Source organism: Gammaproteobacteria bacterium, from assembly GCA_041395445.1.
Classification (GTDB): Bacteria; Pseudomonadota; Gammaproteobacteria; order Xanthomonadales; family Marinicellaceae; genus NORP309.
The window spans coordinates 81012-104899 of the sequence record JAWLAO010000001.1 but is presented as its reverse complement, the minus strand read 5'-3'; the positions used below and the strand labels follow the sequence as shown (position 1 = coordinate 104899).

At 37.2% G+C, this 23888-nt stretch carries 24 protein-coding genes; 16 read left to right on the top strand and 8 right to left on the bottom strand.

The window, feature by feature from the left end; all coding sequences use genetic code 11:
• Positions 1 to 39 precede the first annotated feature (39 nt).
• A complete protein-coding gene (locus tag R3F25_00505) occupies positions 40 to 423 on the bottom strand; it encodes a S4 domain-containing protein (protein MEZ5495312.1) in 384 nt (127 codons plus the stop codon).
• 211 nt (positions 424 to 634) lie between these two features.
• Between R3F25_00505 and thrS the strand changes: the two genes are divergently transcribed.
• The 11 genes from thrS (at position 635) to kbl (ending at position 11511) form a co-directional block, all read left to right on the top strand.
• The gene (gene thrS / locus R3F25_00500; protein MEZ5495311.1) at positions 635 to 2542 is read left to right on the top strand and encodes a threonine--tRNA ligase; all 1908 of its coding nucleotides are present in this window, start codon (positions 635 to 637) and stop codon (positions 2540 to 2542) included.
• Positions 2543 to 2557: 15 nt separating this feature from the next.
• On the top strand, positions 2558 to 3088 hold the full coding sequence (gene infC / locus R3F25_00495) for a translation initiation factor IF-3 (protein ID MEZ5495310.1): 531 nt from the start codon (positions 2558 to 2560) through the stop codon (positions 3086 to 3088).
• Positions 3089 to 3246: 158 nt separating this feature from the next.
• The gene (gene rpmI / locus R3F25_00490) at positions 3247 to 3441 is read left to right on the top strand and encodes a 50S ribosomal protein L35 (GenBank protein MEZ5495309.1); all 195 of its coding nucleotides are present in this window, start codon (positions 3247 to 3249) and stop codon (positions 3439 to 3441) included.
• Between the two features lie 10 nt (positions 3442 to 3451).
• On the top strand, positions 3452 to 3805 hold the full coding sequence (gene rplT / locus R3F25_00485) for a 50S ribosomal protein L20 (protein ID MEZ5495308.1): 354 nt from the start codon (positions 3452 to 3454) through the stop codon (positions 3803 to 3805).
• A gap of 119 nt (positions 3806 to 3924) precedes the next feature.
• A complete protein-coding gene (gene pheS / locus R3F25_00480) occupies positions 3925 to 4920 on the top strand; it encodes a phenylalanine--tRNA ligase subunit alpha (GenBank protein MEZ5495307.1) in 996 nt (331 codons plus the stop codon).
• Positions 4921 to 4935: 15 nt separating this feature from the next.
• Entirely contained in the window at positions 4936 to 7317 is a 2382-nt protein-coding gene (gene pheT, locus R3F25_00475) for a phenylalanine--tRNA ligase subunit beta (GenBank protein ID MEZ5495306.1), read from the top strand.
• Positions 7317 to 7616, top strand: coding sequence for an integration host factor subunit alpha (locus R3F25_00470; protein MEZ5495305.1), 300 nt, complete (start codon positions 7317 to 7319; stop codon positions 7614 to 7616). The genes pheT and R3F25_00470 overlap by 1 nt, the downstream gene beginning before the upstream one ends.
• On the top strand, positions 7597 to 7950 hold the full coding sequence (locus R3F25_00465) for a MerR family transcriptional regulator (GenBank protein ID MEZ5495304.1): 354 nt from the start codon (positions 7597 to 7599) through the stop codon (positions 7948 to 7950). Before R3F25_00470 ends, R3F25_00465 begins: the two co-directional genes overlap by 20 nt.
• A gap of 428 nt (positions 7951 to 8378) precedes the next feature.
• Positions 8379 to 9341: an IS30 family transposase gene (locus R3F25_00460; GenBank protein ID MEZ5495303.1), complete on the top strand. Its 963-nt coding sequence runs from the start codon at positions 8379 to 8381 to the stop codon at positions 9339 to 9341.
• A gap of 19 nt (positions 9342 to 9360) precedes the next feature.
• Entirely contained in the window at positions 9361 to 10017 is a 657-nt protein-coding gene (locus R3F25_00455; protein ID MEZ5495302.1) for a site-specific integrase, read from the top strand.
• Between the two features lie 309 nt (positions 10018 to 10326).
• A complete protein-coding gene (gene kbl / locus R3F25_00450) occupies positions 10327 to 11511 on the top strand; it encodes a glycine C-acetyltransferase (GenBank protein MEZ5495301.1) in 1185 nt (394 codons plus the stop codon).
• 540 nt (positions 11512 to 12051) lie between these two features.
• Here the strand turns inward: kbl and folD are convergent.
• The gene (gene folD / locus R3F25_00445; GenBank protein MEZ5495300.1) at positions 12052 to 12897 is read right to left on the bottom strand and encodes a bifunctional methylenetetrahydrofolate dehydrogenase/methenyltetrahydrofolate cyclohydrolase FolD; all 846 of its coding nucleotides are present in this window, start codon (positions 12895 to 12897) and stop codon (positions 12052 to 12054) included.
• Positions 12898 to 12966: 69 nt separating this feature from the next.
• Here folD and R3F25_00440 point away from each other — a divergent pair, with 69 nt between their 5' ends.
• The 3 genes from R3F25_00440 to R3F25_00430 are packed head-to-tail and all read left to right on the top strand — an operon-like array spanning position 12967 to position 14108.
• Positions 12967 to 13254 carry a DUF1244 domain-containing protein gene (locus R3F25_00440; GenBank protein MEZ5495299.1) on the top strand — a complete coding sequence of 96 codons (288 nt, stop codon included), beginning with the start codon at positions 12967 to 12969 and terminating at the stop codon, positions 13252 to 13254.
• 5 nt (positions 13255 to 13259) lie between these two features.
• A complete protein-coding gene (locus R3F25_00435; GenBank protein ID MEZ5495298.1) occupies positions 13260 to 13742 on the top strand; it encodes a GNAT family N-acetyltransferase in 483 nt (160 codons plus the stop codon).
• A 9-nt stretch (positions 13743 to 13751) separates the two neighbouring features.
• Positions 13752 to 14108, top strand: coding sequence for a hypothetical protein (locus tag R3F25_00430; protein MEZ5495297.1), 357 nt, complete (start codon positions 13752 to 13754; stop codon positions 14106 to 14108).
• 17 nt (positions 14109 to 14125) lie between these two features.
• On the opposite strand, the gene R3F25_00425 is transcribed toward R3F25_00430, so the two are convergent.
• The 6 genes from R3F25_00425 to R3F25_00400 all read right to left on the bottom strand — a co-directional run bounded on the left by R3F25_00425 (position 14126) and on the right by R3F25_00400 (position 20153).
• Positions 14126 to 14818, bottom strand: coding sequence for a response regulator (locus R3F25_00425; protein MEZ5495296.1), 693 nt, complete (start codon positions 14816 to 14818; stop codon positions 14126 to 14128).
• Between the two features lie 7 nt (positions 14819 to 14825).
• Entirely contained in the window at positions 14826 to 15536 is a 711-nt protein-coding gene (gene phoU / locus R3F25_00420; protein MEZ5495295.1) for a phosphate signaling complex protein PhoU, read from the bottom strand.
• A gap of 3 nt (positions 15537 to 15539) precedes the next feature.
• Entirely contained in the window at positions 15540 to 16385 is an 846-nt protein-coding gene (gene pstB, locus R3F25_00415) for a phosphate ABC transporter ATP-binding protein PstB (GenBank protein ID MEZ5495294.1), read from the bottom strand.
• A gap of 12 nt (positions 16386 to 16397) precedes the next feature.
• Positions 16398 to 17678, bottom strand: a complete 1281-nt coding sequence (pstA, locus tag R3F25_00410) for a phosphate ABC transporter permease PstA (GenBank protein ID MEZ5495293.1) — start codon at positions 17676 to 17678, stop codon at positions 16398 to 16400.
• Positions 17671 to 19053 carry a phosphate ABC transporter permease subunit PstC gene (gene pstC, locus R3F25_00405; GenBank protein MEZ5495292.1) on the bottom strand — a complete coding sequence of 461 codons (1383 nt, stop codon included), beginning with the start codon at positions 19051 to 19053 and terminating at the stop codon, positions 17671 to 17673. Before pstC ends, pstA begins: the two co-directional genes overlap by 8 nt.
• 62 nt (positions 19054 to 19115) lie before the next feature.
• Positions 19116 to 20153, bottom strand: coding sequence for a PstS family phosphate ABC transporter substrate-binding protein (locus tag R3F25_00400; protein ID MEZ5495291.1), 1038 nt, complete (start codon positions 20151 to 20153; stop codon positions 19116 to 19118).
• A 205-nt stretch (positions 20154 to 20358) separates the two neighbouring features.
• On the opposite strand from R3F25_00400, the gene R3F25_00395 reads away from it, so the two are divergent.
• Together R3F25_00395 and R3F25_00390 are read left to right on the top strand one after the other, a co-directional pair.
• On the top strand, positions 20359 to 21762 hold the full coding sequence (locus tag R3F25_00395; GenBank protein MEZ5495290.1) for an acetyl-CoA C-acyltransferase: 1404 nt from the start codon (positions 20359 to 20361) through the stop codon (positions 21760 to 21762).
• Complete coding sequence (locus R3F25_00390) at positions 21762 to 23879, top strand: 3-hydroxyacyl-CoA dehydrogenase NAD-binding domain-containing protein (GenBank protein ID MEZ5495289.1); 2118 nt, start codon at positions 21762 to 21764, stop codon at positions 23877 to 23879. The genes R3F25_00395 and R3F25_00390 overlap by 1 nt, the downstream gene beginning before the upstream one ends.
• Positions 23880 to 23888 lie beyond the last annotated feature (9 nt).

The following is a 23888-nucleotide window of genomic DNA, read 5'->3' as shown; positions in this document are numbered from 1 at the left end:
CTCCTTGTGAGGCTTTTTTATTACTTGATTTGCTGAGATTTACTGAGATTGATTATGTTTGATTCTTATCAGTTGTCGTCTTGACTTTTTATCAGGGTGTTTGGGTGGTTTTGGTGTTGATGAATAAACCAGTTTTTTCTCTAAAACAGCGTCATTGCGAGCCTGAATTGATTCCGGAGTTTCTTCATAAGCTTCAGCAGCCAGTTTGGCAGAAACCCTTTTTTCAATCAGTTGTAAAACTTCGACAACCCAATTTAAATCCTCCTTGTTGATTTCGAGCACATCATTCAAATTTAGCAAACGTGAAGGCTTGGTTTTTTGTCCGTTAACTTTAACTTTACCGCTTTCAACGTGTTTTTTAGCTAGTGCGCGGGTTTTGAAAAAACGTGTCGCCCAAAGCCATTTGTCAATTCTGACTGACATAATTACTGATATAAAATGAAATTAACTCAGATTTTAACAAAAAAAATACAAAATGATTATAAATAATATTTTAGATGTTATAATCAGTCTATGAAAACGACGACGATAAATTAAATTTTAGTCTTACACATAGATTTGCGGAAAGGCACTTTTATGTGCTTTTTTTTTGCGTTGAATTTTAACTGAAAAATAAACAAATATCTGAGTAATTATGCCGATTATCACTTTAGCCGATGGCTCAAAAAGAGAATTTAGTAATACAGTATCAGCTTATGATGTAGCAGCCGATATTGGTGCGGGTCTTGCAAATGCAGCTTTAGCTGCAAAAGTTAATGGAGAACTGGTTGATTTATCAACAAGTATTACCAATGATGCAACCTTATCCATAATTACCTCCAGAGATGAAGAAGGAATTGAAGTTATCAGACATTCAACTGCCCATTTGATGGCTCAGGCTGTAAAAAGACTTTTCCCTAAAGTTCAGGTTACTATCGGACCTGTGATTGAGAATGGTTTTTACTATGACTTTTCCAGTGAACATCACTTTTCAGAGGAAGAATTAGAAAAAATCTCTGAGGAGATGAAAAAAATTGTCAAGCAACAACTACCTGTCGAAAGACAAGTTATGGCCAGAAATGATGCAATCAAGTTGTTTGAAAACATGGGTGAGAAGTATAAAGCGGAAATCATTCGTGATATTCCGGAAGGAGAAACTCTCAGTTTATACAAACAAGGTGAGTTTATTGATTTGTGTCGTGGCCCTCATGTGCCCAATACCTCAAAGCTAAAAGTTTTTAAATTAATGAATGTCGCAGGCGCTTATTGGCGAGGAAACAGCGACAACGAAATGTTACAAAGAATTTACGGCACGGCTTGGGGCGATAAAAAAGATTTAAAAGATTATTTATTCCGTTTAGAAGAAGCCGAAAGAAGGGATCATAGAAAACTAGGCAAAAGAATGAGTCTTTTTCATTTTCAGGAAGAAGCTCCAGGAATGGTTTTTTGGCATCCGGGCGGTTGGTCTTTGTACCAATCTGTTCAACAATATATGCGCAAGAAATTAACTCTTCGCGATTATCACGAAGTCAATACTCCACAAATTGTTGATTTTACTTTGTGGCAACGCTCAGGGCATGCTGACAAGTTTGGCGATGATATGTTTTCTGTCGAATCAGAAGGACGTAAATTTGCAGTTAAACCAATGAATTGTCCTTGTCATATTCAGATATTTAATCAAGGCCTGAAAAGCTACAGAGATTTGCCTTTAAGACTCGCAGAATACGGTTCCTGTCATCGAAACGAGCCATCAGGTGCTTTACATGGTTTGATGCGTGTCAGAGGATTTGTGCAGGATGATGGACATATTTTCTGTACAGAGGGACAAATTCAATCAGAAGTCTCCGAATTTATCGACTTTCTTCACGAAATTTATCAGGATTTTGGTTTTACAGACATTATTTATCGGCTTTCAACTCGTCCGGAAAATAGAGTTGGAAGTGATGAAATCTGGGATAAATCCGAACAGGCTTTGGCACAAGCATTGGATAATAAAGGTTTAGAATGGCAAGAACTCCCTGGTGAAGGTGCTTTTTACGGACCGAAAATTGAATTTTCACTAAAAGATTGTCTGGGTCGTGTTTGGCAATGTGGAACCATTCAAGTTGACTTCTCAATGCCCGCTCGCCTTGATGCAACCTATATTGGCGAAGACGGCAACAAACATGTCCCGGTTATGCTTCACAGAGCGATTCTTGGATCATTTGAAAGATTCATGGGAATCTTGATTGAACACCATGCCGGAAACATGCCTTTCTGGTTGGCTCCGGTTCAAGCGGTAGTCATGTCAATCACTGATGCTCAAGCCGCTTATGCAGAAAATATTTACAATGTTTTACAAAACAATGGCTTCAGAGTAAAATTAGACTTGAGAAATGAGAAAATCGGCTATAAAATTCGCGAGCATACACTAGAGAAGTGTTCGTATATGCTGGTTGTTGGAAATAAAGAGATGGAAAACGGAACCGTCACATTACGAAATCTCAAGGGTGAGACTGTCGGGAATTTCACAGAATCTGAATTGTTGGAATATTTCAATAAAGAACAGTCTGAAAAAAATTAATTAACCAGAGGATAAATTAACATCGCTAAGCAAAACCAAACAAGAGTGAATGAGCAAATCACTGCAATGAAAGTCAGATTAATTGACAGTGATGGCAAACAAATTGGCGTACTGGCAACAGATGCTGCCTTGGATAGAGCAAAAGAACAAAAATTGGATTTGGTAGAAATATCACCAATAGCTGATCCGCCGGTATGTAAAATAATGGATTACAACAAGTTCAGATTTGAAAACTCGAAGAAAAAGCAGGCATCTAAGAAAAAACAAAAGAAAATTCAGCTCAAAGAGGTGAAGTTCAGGCCAAATACCGAAGAAGCTGACTATCAGGTTAAATTGAAGAATTTACGAAAATTTATCAATCAAGGCAATAAAGTGAAAGTAACTATCATGTTTCGCGGAAGAGAGTTGACTCATCGTGAACTTGGTAATAGAATGCTCGACCGTCTGGTTTCAGACTTAGAGGATGAAGTTGTTGTAGAACAACGCCCTGAAAAAATGGAAGGAAGATTTATGATTATGTTACTCGCTCCTAAAGTAGCGAAATAACTAATCTATTGGTAAAAACACCTAAGAAAAGGAATTTAAAAGCATAGAATAACTGAATTTTAATTCAGTTTTATTCGCTAACAGCAATGAGTTTGGGACAGCCACAAAGCACTTCGTGCTACTTATTGTAGTTTTAACAGAAAAAAAGGAGCATTATCATGCCAAAAATGAAAACCAAAAAAGGCGCTGCGAAGCGTTTTAAAAAGACGGCTACGGGCTTCAAAAGAGGTTACGCCAACAAAAGTCATATCTTGACAAAAATGACAACCAAACGTAAAAGAAACTTGCGTGGAACTGACATGATTGATGAGTCAGATGTAAAGCAAGTGAAATCAATGTTACCTTACGCGTAGGAGTTAAGAAATGGCAAGAGTTAAAAGAGGCGTTATTGCTAGAAGACGTCATAAAAAAATATTAAAGCAAGCGAAAGGTTACTATAACGCTCGCAGAAAAGTATTCAGAGTTGCAAAACAAGCAGTTATCAAAGCCGGTCAATATGCATACCGTGACAGAAAACAACGCAAACGTCAATTCAGAGCATTGTGGATTGCTCGTATCAACGCGGCAGCTCGTTTAAATGGATTATCCTATTCACGATTTATTAACGGTCTCAAGAAAGCTAATATCTCTTTAGATCGTAAAGTATTGGCTGATATGGCAGTACATGATGCAGCAGGTTTTACAGCTGTTGCAGAAATGGCGAAATCAGCATTATAAATCAAATATAACTTCCTGAATTTTCAGGGAAATATATACAAGGGAATTAGCTTTTCGGTATCACCGAAATGTTATTTCCCTTTTTTTATGAAAAAATTAAAAGCTCACACAGGTGCAATGTGGAAAACTTAAAGCAATTACAGGAACAAGCCCAAAAGGAGGTCGAAACTTCGCAATCAATTCAGGAACTGGAAAACATAAGGGTCTCTTATTTGGGCAAAAAAGGAGTTATCACTCAACAGCTTAAACAACTGGGACAGCTTGATCCTGAGGTTAGGAAAACAGCCGGTGCAGAAATCAACAAAGTAAAAATCCAAATCCAGCAAGAAATCGCTCAGCAACGTGATTTCTTGCAACGCAAGGAACTGGATGAAAAACTGAAGGCTGAATCAATTGATGTGACCATGCCTGGCAGAAAAATGCCTACAGGTAATCTGCATCCTGTCACACGAACAATGAATCGCATTGTTGATTTGTTCTCTGGAATGGGCTTTGAAGTTAAAACCGGACCTGAAATTGAAGATGATTATCATAATTTTGAAGCACTAAACTTTCCGGCACATCATCCTGCCAGAACGATGCATGATACTTTCTGGTTCAATGATGATAAATTATTAAGAACCCACACTTCACCGGTTCAAATCAGAGCGATGAAACAAATGACTCCGCCAATTAAAATTATTGCACCGGGCAGAGTATATCGCAGTGATTCGGATCAAACACACACACCGATGTTTCATCAGGTCGAAGGTTTAGTCGTCGGTAAAAACATCACCTTTGCCGGTTTAAAAGGAGTTCTTAACCAATTCGTCAATGCTTTTTTCGAAAAAGATTTAAAAATTCGCCTCAGACCATCGTACTTTCCATTCACTGAACCATCAGCTGAGGTTGATGTTGAGTGGAAAAAAGATGATGGTAGCAGTGGTTGGCTGGAAGTTTTAGGTTGCGGAATGGTGCACCCAAATGTATTGAGAGCAGGGGGGATTGACCCAGAAAAGTTCACAGGTTTTGCATTTGGTTTAGGAGTTGAAAGGTTTGCAATGCTTCGATATGGAGTGAAAGACTTAAGGCAATTCTTCGAAAATGATATTGCGTTTCTTAAGCAGTTCAAATAAACAAGGTTAATTCAGATGAAAATAAGTGAAAATTGGCTAAGAGAGTGGGTAAACCCACAAATTTCTACGGAAGAACTGAACGAACAGTTAACCATGTTGGGACTGGAAGTTGACGATGTCATGCCTGCATCCGGAGAGTTTACTCAGATTGTTGTCGGTGAAATAGAATCAATTGAAAAGCACCCTGATGCAGATAAATTGAATGTCTGTCAGGTGAACGCGGGGCTTGAAGACAAGTTACAAATTGTTTGTGGAGCACCTAATGCCAGAGCAGGGCTTAAAGCACCTCTTGCACTTATTGGAGCTGTTTTACCCGGAAATTTTAAAATCAAAAAATCAAAACTCAGAGGTGTTGAATCTCACGGAATGCTGTGTTCCAGTGTTGAGTTAGGTTTGAGTGATGATCATTCCGGTTTACTGGAATTACCGGAAGATGCTCCTGTTGGTAAAGATATCAGAGAGTATCTGAAGCTCAACGACACAATCATTTATGTGGATTTAACTCCTAATCGAGCCGATTGCTTCTGTATTAAAGGAATTGCTAATGATATTGCATGTGCGAATGAATTAACTCTAAATTATCCTGAAATTAATGAAGTCCCTGCGACTCATGATGAAGTTATCGAAGTTGACTTGATTGCAGAAAAAGAATGCTCAAGATACTTATGTCGAGTGATAAACGGTATTGATAACACCAAAACAACACCAATGTGGATGCAGGAAAAACTCCGTCGAAGCGGAATTCGTTCAATTCATCCAGTCGTTGATGTTACCAATTATGTCATGCTTGAACTCGGTCAGCCGATGCATGGATTTGATAAAGCTCAAATTAATGGTTCAATTATTGTCAAAATGGCAAATAAGGGCGAAAAAGTAACATTATTGGATGGCAAAGAAATCACACTTGATGACTCCTACCTAATGATTGCCGATGAAAAACGTCACTTAGCAATTGCAGGCGTTATGGGTGGTTTGGATAGCGGTGTGAGTGAAGACACAAAAGATATCGTGCTTGAATCGGCTTATTTCAACCCGGCAACAATTATGGGCAAATCACGCGATATCGGTATTCATACGGAATCCGCATTGCGTTTTGAAAGAGGAGTAGATCCTTATTTACAACAGCAAGCAATGCAGAGAGCTACAGAACTAATTAAGCAGATTTGTGGTGGTGAAGCCGGACCGATACAAGAAGCAAACTCTCAGCAGTACATTCCTCAAAAGGACAAAATCAAACTGAGTAAAACTAAATTACATAATATTCTTGGATTCGAAGTTTCAGATGATAAAGTTACGAACATACTGCAAGGATTATCCATGCAAGTAGAATTTGATAGTGAGAACTGGACAGTAATTCCGCCATCGAATCGTTTTGATATAGAAATTGCAGAAGATTTAGTCGAAGAAATCGTCCGCATGGTTGGTTATGACAATATGCCATCAGTTGATTTAATAACTGAGAACAACATTTTGCCACTTCCTGAAGAAAAAATTACTAAAAATCGTATCAGAACTCAACTCAATCAACTTGGGTATCAAGAAGCAATTACTTACAGTTTTATTTCAGAGAAACAACTTAAAAACTATGGATTTGCTGAGAATTCTATTCCATTGAAAAACCCGTTGACAGAAGAATTTGCAATCATGAGAACCAGTTTATTACCCGGAATCATGGAAACAGCAAATTACAACTTAAGAAGGCAAAATAACAATGTCAAACTATTTGAAACCGGCAATGTATTCCTGAAAGATGAGCAATCCAATGTAATCGAAAACGATATGCTTGTGGCTGTGAATATAGGAAACAGGTGTGCGGAAAATTGGGGGTTCGATACCAAATCGAATGTCGATTTCTTTGATATTAAAGCTGATTTGGAAAATATTTTAGACAATACAAAATCTGAATATGCTTTTACCAAAAGCGAACATAATTTTCTTCATCCCGGCCGACAAGCCAATGTTATTATTGATGGTAAAAACATCGGTTGGATAGGGCAGGTACATCCTGAAATTTGCCGTTCAATTGGCATTAAGAAAGAAGTCTATGCCTTTGAAATAAAAGTAAATGATATACTAAATACCAGACTCCCTAGCTATAAGGACATTTCGAAATTTCCGTCAGTACGCAGAGATATTGCATTAGTTGCCGGAAATGATATTAGCTATCAGCAAATTAAAGATATTATAGTTGATGAATTAGGTGACGAACTCGTAAAAACCTTTGTATTTGATGAGTATAAGGGTGAAAACATAGATTCAACTTCACGTTCTTTGGCTATCGGTTTAATTTTACAGAAAGAAAATGCCACTTTTGAAGATAAAGAAGTGGACAAACTTATGGCTAAAATGTTATCTTCTATATCTACGAAGTTAAATATCGAAATTCGAGGGAATTAATGGCAATCACAAAGACAGATTTAGCAGAAGCTCTATACATGGATGTAGGCTTGAATAAATGCGAAGCCAATGAATTTGTTGATGCTTTTTTTAATACAATCAAAGATTTGTTGGTTGAAGGCAATGATGTAAAATTATCCGGATTCGGAAATTTTGAATTGCGTGACAAAAAAGGCAGACCAGGCAGAAACCCAAAAACTTTAGAAGAAATCGCAATTACTCCAAGAAGAATAGTCGCATTTAAACCAGGACAAAAAATCAGAGACACTATAGAAACTTATGCTGGATCAAGGCCATAATAATTCTTTACCTAAAATCCCTGCTAAACGCTATTTCACGATAGGCGAGGTTAGTACGCTTTGTGATATCAAACCTCACGTGTTGCGTTATTGGGAGAATGAATTCCCTGATTTAAAACCAATCAAACGTCGTGGCAATCGCCGCTACTATCAACGTCATGATGTTATCATGATTCGTCAAATCCGCAGCCTTTTGTATGATCACGGTTACACCATCAGCGGTGCAAGAACCAAACTCGATGGCAAGGCAACAGATAAAGAAGCCAGTAAATCTTATCAAGTTATCAACCAAACACGCATGGAACTTGAAGAGATTTTAGAAATTCTTAAGTAACAGAACACATGATTAACTAATTTTACTTGGACGTTCAAGCAATTTATTTTATTAAATAAAATTATAAGTTACTGTTTTATAATAACATTCAATAATGCTATTTCAACTAAACCACTTGTTTTTTTAGATCATAAGAAAATTTTAATCATAAATACAATTTCCAACCAAAGTCCTTGTTTTCTCATCCACCATAAACCTAGAATCAGATTAAGGGTGTATTTTGAAATTATTCAATTATACACCCCATTTATAAACGGTAAATCGATGCTAGATTCCCTCATACATAGAAACTATATTATGGTAACAATCTCTAGAAACTATTTATGTGCTGGATTCAACAACGAAGTGCAACAAAATTTTTATCGAAGTTGAAAAGTAAGATGTGATGTGTTGCACTTGCAGTTGAACTTCCCAAAAAGAGATTGCAAATGTCACACTATTCACATCTTACTGAAGCAGAAAGATATCAGATATCAGCTCTGCTGAAAACTAATTGTAGCAAAACTGAAATAGCAAACATCCTAAATCGTCATAAAAGCACTGTAATTCGTGAAATTAAACGCAATACCGGACTTCGAGGATACAGACCCAAACAAGCCAATGAATTTGCGGTTAAACGGAAATCTGATAATGCCAATAAAATAACCGACTTTTGCTGGGCTTATGTCACTTACTTGTTAAAGAAGAAATTCTCCCCCGAACAAATCAATGGTCGTTTAAAACTCGATGGTTGGGATGGTGTACCCAGCATCGAAAGAATCTATCAATTCATTTATGCTAACAAAGAGAACAAAGCCTCATTGCTTAAACACCTGAGATGCCAAAAACAAAGAAGAAAACGATACAACTCCGGTCAAACCAGACGTGGAAAGATAAGCAACCGCGTAGATATTGATAAACGTCCTATGGTTGCAAATAATCGTTCACGCCTTGGAGACTATGAAGGTGATACAATTATTGGCAGCAAGCACAGAGGAGCACTACTGACTCTTGTTGACAGAAAATCACTCGAAGTCAAAATCAAACCATTGAACCGAAAACTGGCAACCGATGTCAGTCAAGCCTGTATTGAAAAGCTAAAGGATGAAATCACACATACCCTGACTTTGGATAACGGTTTGGAGTTCGCAAAACACGAAATGATTAGTGATACTATCGGAATAAACATCTATTTTGCCAAACCTTATCATTCCTGGGAGAGAGGCACGAATGAAAATACTAACGGTTTAATCAGACAGTATTTCCCTAAAAACAAGACTCTTGATCAGTTATCAGAAAACGAAGTTCAGGCTGTTGAAGACGCTTTGAACAACAGACCCAGAAAAAAATTAGGCTTTTTAACTCCCCTTGAAGTAAAATCTAGAAACTGGAGTGTTGCACTTCGTTGTTGAATCCAGCTTGTATAATTATTTGGTAAAAATTGATTATTTAATTATTAATCCAATTGGAACAGTAAAAAGATTAAAATTTGAGTCAGATACTAGAAATAAAATCTTATTAAACAGGGAACAAGTTGAATCACTTCTTAATACTCCTGATATTTCAACATACAAAGGTCTCAGAGATCGTACGATTATGTATTTATATTTTTATACAGGCTGCAGAAGGTCCGAACTAAAATATCTTAGATACTCAGACATAAATATTAATGATGAATTACCAACAATTAAATTTAGAAAAAGAAATTCAAATCGCATTGTTCCTTTAAATATTGAGGTGATAAATATTCTTAAGATTTATATAAAATCATCTACCCATCTACACCTAACTAACCCTAACATCCCATTTTTTACCAGAGTTCAATTATCAGATATGAGTTTGATAAAACCGATGGCTGAATCTTCATTTAATAGAATATTCAAATACTATTCAAATATAGCAAAGTTACCGAATAATATAACTCCACATTCAGCAAGAAGCACATTTATTATTAATGCTTTGCAAAATAATTGTCCAATTCAAAAATTTCAAAATACTGTCAATCATAAAAGTATAGAATCAACAGATAAATATTTCTACAATATTACTAGCTATAATAATTCTCCATGTTTCATTATCAAATACTAAAGTTGTCTTCGTAATAAAATTCTATTTTAATACAATGAAATTTCTATATTAAATATATCGAATATTATGCTAAAAAATGACTGGACGACAAAACAAGAGGTTTAGTTGAAAAACAAGGGGGTTAGTTGGAAAAAATGAAAAGAATTAGTTAGTCGTCCATTACTGTTTCCTCCATGTCATTATTAATAATACATATATGCGTATAATATATATTATGTTAAATTATAAATTATTAGGAATAGACCTTATTTATTGAATTTAAAGAGGTATTTGATAAAATTACATTTCCTTATGTAATTTACTCTTCTTATGAATCCGGATATCAAAAAACACTATCAAACTATTCTTAATGAAATTAAAAATGATGGTTTGTATAAAGATGAACGAATTATTACAAGTCCTCAGTCATCACACATCACATTACCCGGTGGTAAAGAAGTTATTAATTTCTGTGCAAATAACTATTTAGGTTTGGCGGATAACCCGGAAATAATTGACGCTGCTAAGTCAGCTTTAGATACACATGGTTTTGGAATGGCTTCAGTTCGATTTATTTGCGGAACTCAGGATTTGCATAAACGACTGGAAAAAAGTATCAGTGAATTTTTAGCAACTGAAGATACTATTTTGTACTCTTCGTGCTTTGATGCTAACGGTGGACTGTTTGAAACAATTCTGACAGCTGATGATGCAGTAATCAGCGATGAATTGAATCATGCTTCAATTATTGACGGTGTCAGGCTTTGTAAAGCCAAAAGATTTCGTTATAAAAACAGTAACATGCAGGATTTGGAAAAATGCTTGCAAGATTCTCAGGACTGTAAAATTCGATTAATTGTCACAGATGGTGTATTCAGCATGGATGGAACGATTGCTAAACTGAATGAAATCGTCGAATTGGCTGAGAAATATGATGCGATGATTATGGTTGATGATTCTCATGCGACGGGATTTACCGGGCCAACAGGACGAGGTTCGGCCGAATTGTGTGGTGTTTTGGATAAAATTGATATTTTTACATCAACTCTTGGAAAAGCACTAGGTGGTGGTTCCGGCGGATTTACATCAGGCAAAAAAGAAATCATTGATTTGCTCAGACAACGATCAAGACCTTATTTATTTTCAAATACACTCCCTCCTCCATTGATTGCTGCAGGAATTAAAGTTTTTGAATTATTGACAAAATCAGATTCTTTGCGTGAGAAACTGAACGAGAATACACGGTATTTTCGTAAAGAAATCAGTAAGTTAGGGTTTGATATTAGTGGAGAAACTCATCCTATTGTTCCAATTATGCTTTATGATGCAAAACTCGCTAAAAACATGGCTGACCGACTTTTGGAACTAGGGATTTATTGTATCGGATTCAGCTTTCCGGTTGTACCGAAAGATAAAGCCCGTATACGTCTGCAAATCTCCGCTGCTCACTCCAGAGAAGATATTGATAAAGCCTTGGCGTGTTTTAAGCAAGTTAAAGAGGAATTTGGTATTTAGATATTTAGGAACAAAGAAAACGCAGAGATACGCAAAGTTTGATTATTTCAAATTTATTAACTTTTGTTAGCTCGTTTGTATTGAATGTATGCAGGTAATAAAATTGGCTCCCCAATAAGCACATAAAAAAATGAAACTGGATCGTTTGCTCTTGTTGTTAAAATTAATGCAATAAAAGCCGAAATTAGAAAAACAGAAAAATACATATATAAAAATCGTTTTGATCTAAATAAACCTAGATAAACAAAAATGAAAGTAACCAAGGTAGCAAATATAGCTATTTTGAAAGAATATACTAGTATTATTAAACCCCAGAAACCATTTGCATAACTCGCCATAGCAGAAGTCGGAACAATTATCCCAACCAAGAAAAATAGCCAAATTCTGAAGTACTTCAAACTCATTTTATACAATAACCCATTCAATATTTATCCATCGTATTAAGCATTATAAGATTCTTCGGCTCGTTTCACTCACTCAGAATGACAAAAACTTTGCGTATCTCTGCGTCTCCTTTGTACACTTTGCATTCCTTAGTAACTACAATAAGCTCGCTTCATAAGTGTTTTGTATCAATGTAGCTACAGTCATTGGACCAACTCCGCCGGGAACAGGTGTTATCATTGCGACTTTGTCTTTGACTTCTTCAAATTCAACATCACCGCAAATTTTGCCATTTTCGTTGCGATTGATAGCAATATCGACGACGATACAGTCTTTTGGAATCCATTCGGATTTGACAATTCCGGTTTTACCGATGGCGACGCAGAGAATATCAGCACTTCGCACATGCTTTTCCAAGTCTTTGGTAAAACGATGACAACAAGTTACTGTTGCTCCGTGATAAAGCATTTCCAGTAATAGTGGTCTGCCGACTATATTTGATGCACCAACAATCACGCAATGCTTGGATTTAGGAATGATTTTGTATTCATGCAATAACGTCATAACACCTCTGGGCGTACAAGGACGAAGCCCGGGCTGGCGCAATGCCAAACGACCGACATTTTCAGCATGAAATCCATCAACATCCTTATTGGGATGAATACGATTGGTCACATGAGTTTCGTTGATATGTTTAGGCAAGGGTAATTGAACCAGAATTCCGTGAATGTTTTCGTCTTCATTCAATTCATCAATCAGGTGAAAAAGCTCGGTTTCGGAAACTGTACGAGGTAATTTGTAAGATTTGGAGTTGATTCCAACCTTGTCACACGCCCTCACCTTGTTGCGAACATAAATTTCCGAAGCGGGGTTATCACCAACCAAAACAACTGCCAAGCCCGGTGCTTTATGCCCTTTTTGGGTTCTTTTGGAGATTTTTTTAGCAATTTCATCCAATAATTTTTCAGAAACCAGCTTGCCGTCTAATATTTGCCCTGACATAATAATATTCTTTAAGACTTTTGATGTTTTTGATAAGATTGAATTTTAACACAATTAAATTTTCAAGCGATGGAAAAAGCACAAGAAATTAAAGCTAGAGCATTTGACAGACTGATCAGTCATCTAGATAACCGCAAAGATGTGCAAAATATTGATTTAATGATTCTCGCCAATTTTTGCCGCAATTGCCTTTCCAACTGGATGAGTGAAGAAGCTGAAAAAATAGGTGTAGAATTGAATAAGGAAGAAGCCAGAGAATATGTCTATAAAATGCCCTATTCTGTTTGGAAAGAAAAATACCAGGAAGAAGTTTCAGAAGAAAAACTTCAGCAATTTAAAAAAGCAAAATACGGCTGAATTTTATGTCAATTAAAATCGTACAGGCAAATTACAACGACCCTCAACATTCAACGCATATTATTGAGTTGCTGGATTGTTATGCAACAGATCCAATGGGTGGAAACGAAGCTTTGGCGGATTATGTGGCTCAAAATTTGGTTTATGAGCTTTCACAACGTAAAAATGCTTTGAGCATTCTGGCGTATGTTAATGAGCAACCTGCCGGATTAGTAAATTGCTTTGAAGGTTTTTCAACTTTTAAATGTAAGCCATTGATAAACATACATGATATGATTGTTGCAACCGAATTCAGAGGATTAGGATTAAGTACAAAAATGCTGAAAATGGTTGAGGAAGTTGCTATGGAAAGAGATTGTTGTAAACTGACGTTAGAAGTTTTGGATAAAAATTACGTTGCAATTAACTCTTACAAAAAATTTGGTTTTCAGCATTATCAATTAGATCCTGTGATGGGAAAAGCTGAATTCTGGGAAAAAATTCTATAGGTAGATGATATGAAAAAGTATATTTTTGTTTTATGTGTATTCGCTTTTTTGAGTGCTTGTAGCAAGCCCGTCCAAGAAGAAGATATTACACGTGATGATGGAGTGAAAGTCGAAAAACCAGTAACCAAGCCGATGGCATGCACTAAAGATGCTCGTCAATGCCCGGATGGCAGAGTGGTTGGACGTGATCCAAATAATAATTGCGAATTTAAACCTTGTGAAGAGTTAAAGGAGAAGAAAGAACCGGTCATGTGTACTGCTGATGTTAAGCAATGTCCTGATGGTTCCTATGTCGGCAGAGACTCTTATAATGACTGTAAATTTAAAGAATGTCCTCCGGGTGCAGATGGTCGTTTAGAAAAATAGTAGCTTCAAATTACAGTTTAATCAGCTTCGGCGACAAACTTATACCCTGCTCCGCGAATTGTTTTGAGCAAAAAGTCTTTATTGTGTTTTTTCAATACTTTTCGCAACCTAAGGATGTGGACATCGACAGTTCTTACTTCTACATAGGAGTTTCGCCCCCATACATGGTTTAAAATTTGTTCCCGAGATAGAAGTTTATTTGGATTTTTTAAGAATAATTTCAATAAGTTAAACTCAGTTATACTAACTTTAACATCTTTTTCTTCAATCAAAACTTGGTGAGAGTCCAAGTCAATTTTAATATCATCAACATGAATCACATTTGATTTTCCAAAACCTTTATATCGTCTTAAAAGTGCTTTGATTCGGGCTTGTAATTCCTTAACAGAAACCGGTTTAGTCATGTAATCATCAACTCCGTAATCCAAACCTCTAACTTTGTCATGTTCCTGTGTGCGGGCAGTCAGCATAATGATTGGAGCTTCTGAAATGACATCAGTCTCTCGAATTGTTTTCACTAATTCTAAACCACTAATTTGTGGCAATCCCCAATCAACAATGATTAAATCCGGTGTAATTTCATCAAAAATTCGTAATGCTTCCATGGCACTGCCTGCCTGAATAACAATATAACCGGCCTGCATCAAAGAGAAAGACAACATCTCTCTGATTGCAGATTCATCTTCAATGATTAGGATTGTGTTTTTCATAGTCATTTTAAAAATACTCTTCTTTCAATGTATCAATATCCAAGTGTCGAACATCTTTACCTTTAACTAAATAAATAATGTATTCGCAAATGTTTTTGGTGTGGTCACCAACTTTTTCTAGTGCTTTAGAAGCCCAACTCAATCTCAACAAAGATTGTATTTGATTTGGAGCTTCAGACATGCTGAGAATAATGTCATTATTTAGAGATTCAAAAAGCTGATCGACAAAATCATCTTTCTTTACTGTGGCTAAAGCAGCTTCAAAATCTAAACGTGCTAAAGAGTTCAAAGCATGGTGAAGATTTTCAATGGCAACCTTACTCAATTTTTCAAACTCTTTGTAAAACTGTCCTTGAAAATTATTTTCAATCAAATACTGACCACATTTGGCAATTTTTTCGGCTTCATCGCCAATTCTTTCCAAATCGGTACTGCATTTGATAACAGCAATTATCAACCTTAAATCGCTGGCAGCAGGCTGTCGCTTAGCAATAATGCGTGTGCACTCCTCATCAATCTTAACTTCTAATGCATTCACACCTAAATCTTTCTTAATGACTTTTTTCGCCATTTTGGTGTTGGTTTGCAAAATTGACTGAACTGACTTTTGCAATTGTTTTTCAACCATGCCGCCCATATTCAGCAGCAGGTTTCTGATTTCTTCAAGTTCTTCGTTATATTCGTGAGATGTGTGTTGATTAAATCCAATAGTATCCATAATTTATCCAAACCTACCGGTAATGTATTTTTCTGTTAATTCATGTGCAGGGTTGGTGAAAACCTGATTTGTATCACCAACCTCTATCAACTTACCCAAATGAAAATAAGCAGTCCTTTGCGAAACTCTTGCAGCCTGCTGCATTGAGTGCGTCACGATAACAATTGTATAATTTTCTTTTAATTCATGGATTAATTCTTCAATTTTTGCAGTTGCAATTGGATCCAACGCTGAAGCTGGCTCATCCATCAAAATGACCTCGGGCTGAACAGCAATGGTTCTGGCAATACAAAGACGTTGTTGCTGACCACCTGATAAACCGGTTCCGGGTTCATGCAAACGATCTTTGACTTCGTCAAATAACCCTGCTCGTGTTAAAGACAGCTCAACGACTTCATCTAATTCCGCTTTATTCGTAGTTAAACCATGAATTCTGGGGCCATAAGCCACATTGTCGTAGATTGATTTTGGGAAAGGGTTAGGCTTTTGAAAGACCATCCCTACTCTCGCTCTCAATAAAACCGGATCTTGTGATTTTTGATAAATATCTTCATTATCCAGCATAAGCTGACCACTAACGCGACAAATATCAATGGTGTCATTCATACGGTTCAGGCAACGTAAATAGGTCGATTTGCCACAACCGGAAGGACCGATTAATGCAACAACTTCGTGTTTACCTACATCCAGTGAAACATCAAAAATGGCTTGTTTATCACCATAAAAAACATCCACATTCCGAGTTGAAAATTTGGCATTTTTACAAAAAGGTTGACCAACGGTCTTTTTGTGTTCTGCATGAATTTCAGCAATTGTTTTTGGCTTTTTTGTTATCTGTGTATCTATCATTGTTTCAATATCTTACCATTTCTTTTCAAATTTCTTACGCAAGTAGATTGCTAAAGCGTTCATTGCGATAAGAAATAAAATTAATATTAAAATTGCAGCGGAAGTTTTTTCCAAAAAACCTCTTTCCGGAGAGTCTGACCATAAAAATACCTGAACCGGTAAAACAGTCGCCGGATCAGTAATAGCCTGAGGAATATCAACAATAAATGCAACCATGCCAATCATTAATAACGGTGCTGTTTCTCCAAGTGCCTGAGCCATCCCGATAATCGTTCCGGTCAATATTCCCGGCAATGCCGCCGGAAAAACATGATGGAATACCGTTTGCATCTTTGAAGCTCCTAAACCCAAAGCAGCTTCACGAAGTGAAGGGGGAACAGCTTTAATTGCCGAACGTGCAGCGATAATAATGGTTGGAAGAGTCATTAAAGATAAAACAATACCACCAACCAGCGGAGCCGATCTCGGTAAGGAGAAAAAGTTAATAAATACCGCTAGACCCAATAATCCAAAGACGATTGAAGGTACTGCCGCCAAGTTATTAATATTGATTTCAATAAAATCTATAAATCGATTCTTCGGTGCGAACTCTTCCAGATAAATCGCAGCAGCGACAGCTACCGGAAAAGAAAGTAACAAAGTGACTAAAATAGTGTATAAAGAGCCGATAACTGCTCCTTTAATACCGGCTTGTTCCGGTTCTCTGGAGTCGCCAACTTTAAAAAATTGCCAGTTGAATGTTTTGTTGATTTTGTTTTCGGCCAATAATTTTTTGTAAAGACTTACCGTTAGTTCGTCCAATCTTTTTTGCTCACCATCCAACTCGATTTGACCTTTAGCTAATGCATCAAAATTATCGTCAGCGACTAGCTCAATTTTTTGTTTACTACCAATCAACTGAGGATTGTCAACTATCATATCTCTCAATTGGAATTCTGCACCGGTACTAATAATTGAATACATGGTTTTCTTTTCAGCGCGTTTTTTTACTTCCGGAAACTCTGCAGAAAGAGCATCTCGAATGATTTTTCTATAATCAACGTCTTTGATCTCTTTGATATCTGATTTTGCAGACACCCCAGTATTTTCTTCCGATAAATCCAATTCCAACTCAACTTTAGTTTGAATAAATGCCGGAAATGCCTTCATCATGACATCAGATAACAAAATCAACAAGAAAAAGAACGCTACAAAGATAGAAGACAAACCAACGAACTTAAATATTTTTTCTTTTAAGTATCTGCTTTTAAGGCTCTTTTTAACTTTTTCGGTGTTACTAATCTTACTAATCATACTGTTCTCTGTATTTTCTGACCACATGCAATGCGATGACATTTAATATCAAAGTTGTTACGAAAAGCATTAACCCTAAAGCAAATGCCGCTAATGTTTTGGCACTATCAAACTCCTGATCACCTGTCAGTAATGTCACAATTTGCACAGTAACCGTTGTAACTGCTTCCAAAGGATTCACAGTTAGATTTGCTGCCAAACCCGCCGCCATCACTACAATCATAGTTTCACCAATAGCACGGGAAGCCGCCAATAACACACCACCAACAATTCCGGGCAATGCGGCTGGAATAAGCACTTTGATGATTGTTTCAGACTTAGTTGCACCTAAACCGAGCGACCCCTCACGCATAGCATTTGGAACGGCGGAAATCACATCATCAGCCAACGATGAAACAAAAGGAATAATCATTATTCCCATAACCACACCGGCTGCCAAGGCACTTTCAGAAGCTACAGAAAGCCCCATTGATGTTCCGAGTTCACGTATAAAAGGAGCAACGGTCAATGCTGCGAAGAAACCGTAAACAACGGTTGGAATTCCGGCCAGAATTTCCAACACTGGTTTGGCAAATGATCTGAATTTTGATGACGCATATTCGGATAAGAATATCGCGCTCATCAATCCAAGCGGAACGGAAACAAACAACGCAACTGCGGAAATTAACATAGTTCCGACAAATAACGGGACAGCTCCAAAAGCCGCTGAAGAACCAACCTGATCACTACGAATCGCTGTTTGCGGTGACCATTCCGTTCCAAACATAAAGTCCAGAATTGGTACTTCTCCAAAAAACCTTAAAGACTCAAATAAAACAGACAGAACAATTCCAACGGTTGTCAAAATAGCAATTGTCGCTGCTAGCAGCAGAATAATCTCAATGACTTTTTCAAAATAAACCCGTGCCGGCGTATTGATTGTGACTTTTTTGAAACCAAATATTGTCATCAATACCGCCAATGAAATTACAATAATTGTTTTAGCTTTAGATATCAGAGTTTCAAAATTTTGATAATGCTCATGAACTTTTAATTTGATGGGGTCAACATCCTTTATGTTATCTGTTTTAATATTTTTAATATCATTTAGATACAAGTCCAAATCTTGTCCAATTTCTATATTTTCAGCTTGAACATAATTGGTAATGTTACTTTTGAGTAACGGTTCATCAATGATTTCAATGGCTAAAAGAACGAGCAAAGCGGGAATTAACGACCACATCGAAGCGACATAACCAAAGTATTTTGGCAAAGTCATTTTGTTGGACTGTTTTTTTCTGTTTACTCGGTAAACAGCATATATTTTGCGCTGCTTAATAAAGTAATTAAAGCCTGCAAAAATCAATAAGAATAAAACGATTGTACCGGTATTCATTTTTATATTCATGAGCCGTGAAAACGGGAGAATGTACCCACATTCCCCCTATTAACATCATCTTATAAAGAAAGATCGTTTAGATTTTGAACATCATCGACAACTTTTTGATATTTGTCCCCACCAAGTGGAATTAATCCTTTATCGGTTAAGTATCCTTCTTCACCCATGGATTTTTCGCTGGTAAATTCATCCAGAAACTCTTTAATTCCAGGGATTTTGCCAACATGAGCTTTCTTAACATAGAAGAATAACGGACGAGAAACCGGATAAGAACCATCAGCAATTGTTTCAAACTCAGGAGCTGAACCATCAACCAGTGAACCCTTCACTAAATCAGCATTTTGATCAAGAAAAGAAAATCCAAAAATACCGAGTGCATCCGGATTTTTTTGAAGTTTCTGAATAATCAGGTTATCATTTTCACCCGCTTCAATATACGCACCATCTTCACGAATGGTATGACAAATGGATTTGTATTTGTTTTTATCTGAATCTTTTGTTGCTTTAATCCAGTCAAACTTTTTACAACCGCCTTCCATTGCTAATTCAACAAAAGCATCGCGCGTTCCCGATGTTGGAGGAGGTCCTAAAACTTCAATTGCTATTGCAGGAAGTTCTGAATTCACTTCATTCCATGTTTTATAGGGGTTAGCTACTAATTCACCATCTTTATCAGTTGGTACTTCTTTTGCCAAAGCTAAAAATAAATCTTTTCGGCTCAATTTGAATTCATAAGAATCGATGGCATTTGCTATAACAATTCCATCATATCCAATCAAAACCTCAACAATTCCATCAACACCGTTTTCCTTACACATTTCAAATTCACTGGATTTAATTCTGCGGGAAGCATTTGTAATGTCGGCAGTATCAACACCAACGCCTTTACAGAACAGTTTCATTCCACCACCTGTACCTGTCGATTCAATTTTAGGTGTTTTGAAATCAGTTGATTTACCAAATCTTTCTGCAACTACTGTTGAGAAAGGGTATACTGTTGAAGAACCAACAATTGAAATATAATCTCTTTCAGCGGAGCTTACATTGAAGCTGGCTGCAACTGATAAAGCCAATAAAGTTGATTTAATTTTTTTCATAGTATTTAAACCTAAATTAATAATTGGCGACATAATATGAAAATAATGTGACAAAATTGTTACAATTTTTAATATTATATAAGTTTTAATTTCTGCTTTAAAATTGTAATTCTCATGTTATATTTTCTGTTGACACGGTTCCTGAACTTGACAATACGCTTGCGTATGGTGAAAATGTTCCGATAAATAAAAATCAGGAACAGCTATGATATTTAAACAGGCAAAAGTTGCATTTATTGATGGTGTGCGGACTCCGTTTGCTAAATCACCCGGAGTCTATGGAAAACTTAGATCTTATGATTTAGGTAGAGAAGCCCTGCTCGCTCTCAAGCAAAGAAACCCCATTCTGCAAGACCAATGCGAACAAGTTACAATGGGATGTGTGATTCATAATTCTGCAACCAGTAATGTTGCAAGAGAGAGCCTCATTGGCGCAGGATATGATTTATCCACCCCTGCTTTTACAGTGACACAAGCCTGCATTTCAGCTAATCGTGCGATTACAAATACTGTGGAAGCCATACAAGCTGGAACTCTTAAAACCGCTGTTGCCGGTGGCGTGGAATCAACTTCTGATGCACCGGTTCGAATCTCAGATAACTTCAAAGCTGTTTTATTGAAAGCCCAAAGAGCCAAAGGCTTTGGTGATTACTGGAGATTATTCAGACAATTCAAATTTAAAGACCTGATCCCGGTTGCACCTGCCATTGCTGAATTTTCCACCGGTCAAACGATGGGACAAGACGCGGATAGACTGGCTGCCCGATTTGGTGTCACGCGTGAGGAACAAGACGAATTCGCATTACGTTCTCATCAATTGGCAGCTAAAGCATGGGAAGAAGGCAAATTTAAAGATGAAGTTCAAGCGGTCATGCCGGCACCCGCTTTTGAACCTTTAGAACAGGATAATACGTTCTATGCTGACAGTAGCATGGAAAAACTGTCGAAATTACGCCCTGTTTTTGTTAAACCTAATGGCACAGTTACAGCTGGTAATGCCTCTCCTTTAACAGATGGAGCATCTGCATGCTTGCTCATGGATATTGAAGAAGCTAAAAAGCAAGGTTATAACCCCAACCTAGTCATCTACGGTTATCAATACTCAGCTCATAATCCTGATGGTGAACTGTTACTCGGACCGGCATTCACCATTCCAAAACTTTTAAATGAAGCCGGTTTGAAGATTGATGATGTCGATGTTTATGAGATTCATGAGGCTTTTGCCGGACAGGTACTTGCGAATCTAAAAGCCTTGCAAGATAAAGAATTTTGCGTGAACAGATTAGGTCTGAATGATGCATTTGGTGAAATTCCAATGGATAGAATCAATACACAAGGTGGTTCTCTAAGTTTAGGACATCCATTTGGTGCAACCGGCGGTCGTTTGTTAATTTCCGCAGCCAGACGATTGAATGAATCGGATGGTGAGTATGCCTTGATTTCGGCCTGTGCAGCAGGCGGGCAAGGCAGCAGTATTCTGTTACGAAAACTAAATGCAACTGCCAAACCAAAGACCACAAAAAAAGTTGCGAAGAAAACTGCAAAAAAAGTGAGTAAAAAAGTGGTGAAGAAAACCACAAAGAAAACAGTTAACAAGGAGAATTCATAATGGCCTATTTCACAATACAAAAACACGATGATGTTGCTGTTGTCGTTCTTGATCAAGCCAATTCACCGGTTAATGTGTTATCCGCAAAAATGCTCGATGATTTTTCAAATCTTATGGATACTATAGAGCAAGATAACGATATAAAAGCTGCAGTTCTTTATAGTGCGAAACCTGATTGCTGGGTTGCCGGTGCAGATATTAAGGAATTCATGCAAATGAAAAGCAGCGAAGAAGCCGGAGAATTATCTCGTGGTGGTAATAAACTGTTAACCCGATTATCCAAGTTAAACAAGCCTGTTATTGCGGCAATCAATGGCGCAACTTTAGGAGGCGGAATGGAGCTGGCATTAGCATGTCATTACCGAATTGCCAGTACCGATAAAAAAACAGTCTTTGGATTACCTGAAGTCAAACTTGGACTGTTACCCGGTGGTGGCGGAACTCAACGCAGTGTCAAACTGGTCGGATTGCGCAATGCTCTGGATATGTTGTTAACCGGTAAAAATGTTTATCCTTTCAAAGCCAAGAAAATTGGCTTGGTTGATGAGTTGATTCACAAAGAAGGATTATTACAAGCTGCGATTAAAACCGCTCGTGATTTTGCCAATAAAGGTGGTGTGAAAAGAAAACCTCGCAAAAAAGGCATGCTCGATAAAGTTCTTGAAGGCACTCCGTTCGGACGAAATTTCGTGTTAAAAAAAGCTCGCCAGACAGTTTCAGCAAAAACTCGAGGCAACTACCCTGCTCCGTTAAAAATTCTGGACTGTGTGGAAATCGGTCTGGATAGCGGATTCGATGCCGGTCTGGAAGCGGAATCTGAAGGTTTCGCTTTTTTGCATGGAACTGATGCTTGCAAAAATCTGATTCAATTATTTCTGGCAATGCAGGATAATAAAAAACTCAAAAGTAGTGCTAAAACTCACCAAGTTGATAATATTTCAATGATTGGTGCCGGTTTTATGGGAGCGGGAATTACAGAAATTTCTATTAAAGCCGGATATGATGTGGTTCTGAAAGATATTTCATTGAATGGAATTGGTAAAGCTATAAAAACAATCTGGTCCGATTTTGAGGGATTAGTAAAACGTAAAGCCATGGGTGTGGTTGAACGAGATCAATTGTTATCGAAGGTTAAAGGAACAACAAATGACAAAGATTTGAAGAATTCCGAATTAGTCATCGAAGCCGTTTTTGAAGATATTGGTTTGAAACAAAAAATTCTTGCGGATGTTGAATCTCATTGCAACGCCAATACAGTTTTTGCAACCAATACCTCATCTTTGCCAATTGCTGAAATTGCTGAAAAATCAAATCATCCGGCTAATGTTATCGGAATGCACTATTTTTCACCAGTTCCGAAAATGCCACTTTTGGAAATTATTGTTACAGATAAAACTTCAGCCCGAGCCAAAGCAGTTGCTACCAATGTTGGATTGGATCAAGGCAAAACAGTTGTCGTGGTTAAGGATGGTCCGGGATTTTATACTACCAGAATTTTATCAGCCTTGACTCATGAAGCCATTCAGGTTTTAAAACAAGGAGCATCCATCGAAGATGTTGATAATGCCATGAAAGACTGGGGATTTCCGGTTGGACCATTGGCATTACTGGATGAAGTTGGAATTGATGTCGCAGCACACATTGCCAGAGGATCATTGGGTGAACTGTTCAAAGAACGTGGAGTTGAAGAAGACGATACCGTTCAAAAACTTTCGGAAGCCAAGCTGTTCGGTCGAAAATCCGGCAAAGGCTTCTATTCTTATCCGAAAAAAGGTCGTAAATCGGTTAATAAGGACATTTATAAATACTTTGGTGGTGAAGAGCGAAAAGAACTCGATAAAAAAGCGATTCAAAACCAAATTGGCTTATCAATGGTTAATGAAGCCTTGCTCTGCTTGCAGGAAGGGATTTTATCCTCAGCATCAGATGGTGATTTAGCTGCAATACTAGGCCTGGGCTTCCCACCATTTACCGGCGGACCATTCAGCTATGTGAATTCAAACGGAGCAAGTAACATTTTAGCAACTCTAAATGATTTGCATGATAAATACGGAGTGCGCTTTAAACCGGCTGATATTTTAGTCAAGCACGCAAAAGATAATAAAGCATTTGCATAATCCTTCAAT

Coding starts and splice junctions, on each gene's coding strand:
- kbl (MEZ5495301.1), top strand. CDS start 10,327: ATGAATCCGGATATCAAAAAACACTATCAAACTATTCTTAATGAAATT.
- R3F25_00440 (MEZ5495299.1), top strand. CDS start 12,967: ATGGAAAAAGCACAAGAAATTAAAGCTAGAGCATTTGACAGACTGATC.
- phoU (MEZ5495295.1), bottom strand. CDS start 15,536: ATGGATACTATTGGATTTAATCAACACACATCTCACGAATATAACGAA.
- R3F25_00425 (MEZ5495296.1), bottom strand. CDS start 14,818: ATGAAAAACACAATCCTAATCATTGAAGATGAATCTGCAATCAGAGAG.
- pstA (MEZ5495293.1), bottom strand. CDS start 17,678: ATGATTAGTAAGATTAGTAACACCGAAAAAGTTAAAAAGAGCCTTAAA.
- R3F25_00465 (MEZ5495304.1), top strand. CDS start 7,597: ATGCTGGATCAAGGCCATAATAATTCTTTACCTAAAATCCCTGCTAAA.
- R3F25_00435 (MEZ5495298.1), top strand. CDS start 13,260: ATGTCAATTAAAATCGTACAGGCAAATTACAACGACCCTCAACATTCA.
- rpmI (MEZ5495309.1), top strand. CDS start 3,247: ATGCCAAAAATGAAAACCAAAAAAGGCGCTGCGAAGCGTTTTAAAAAG.
- pheT (MEZ5495306.1), top strand. CDS start 4,936: ATGAAAATAAGTGAAAATTGGCTAAGAGAGTGGGTAAACCCACAAATT.
- folD (MEZ5495300.1), bottom strand. CDS start 12,897: ATGTCAGGGCAAATATTAGACGGCAAGCTGGTTTCTGAAAAATTATTG.
- R3F25_00470 (MEZ5495305.1), top strand. CDS start 7,317: ATGGCAATCACAAAGACAGATTTAGCAGAAGCTCTATACATGGATGTA.
- pstC (MEZ5495292.1), bottom strand. CDS start 19,053: ATGAATACCGGTACAATCGTTTTATTCTTATTGATTTTTGCAGGCTTT.
- R3F25_00400 (MEZ5495291.1), bottom strand. CDS start 20,153: ATGAAAAAAATTAAATCAACTTTATTGGCTTTATCAGTTGCAGCCAGC.
- rplT (MEZ5495308.1), top strand. CDS start 3,452: ATGGCAAGAGTTAAAAGAGGCGTTATTGCTAGAAGACGTCATAAAAAA.
- R3F25_00505 (MEZ5495312.1), bottom strand. CDS start 423: ATGTCAGTCAGAATTGACAAATGGCTTTGGGCGACACGTTTTTTCAAA.
- R3F25_00395 (MEZ5495290.1), top strand. CDS start 20,359: ATGATATTTAAACAGGCAAAAGTTGCATTTATTGATGGTGTGCGGACT.
- R3F25_00460 (MEZ5495303.1), top strand. CDS start 8,379: ATGTCACACTATTCACATCTTACTGAAGCAGAAAGATATCAGATATCA.
- thrS (MEZ5495311.1), top strand. CDS start 635: ATGCCGATTATCACTTTAGCCGATGGCTCAAAAAGAGAATTTAGTAAT.
- R3F25_00430 (MEZ5495297.1), top strand. CDS start 13,752: ATGAAAAAGTATATTTTTGTTTTATGTGTATTCGCTTTTTTGAGTGCT.
- pstB (MEZ5495294.1), bottom strand. CDS start 16,385: ATGATAGATACACAGATAACAAAAAAGCCAAAAACAATTGCTGAAATT.
- R3F25_00390 (MEZ5495289.1), top strand. CDS start 21,762: ATGGCCTATTTCACAATACAAAAACACGATGATGTTGCTGTTGTCGTT.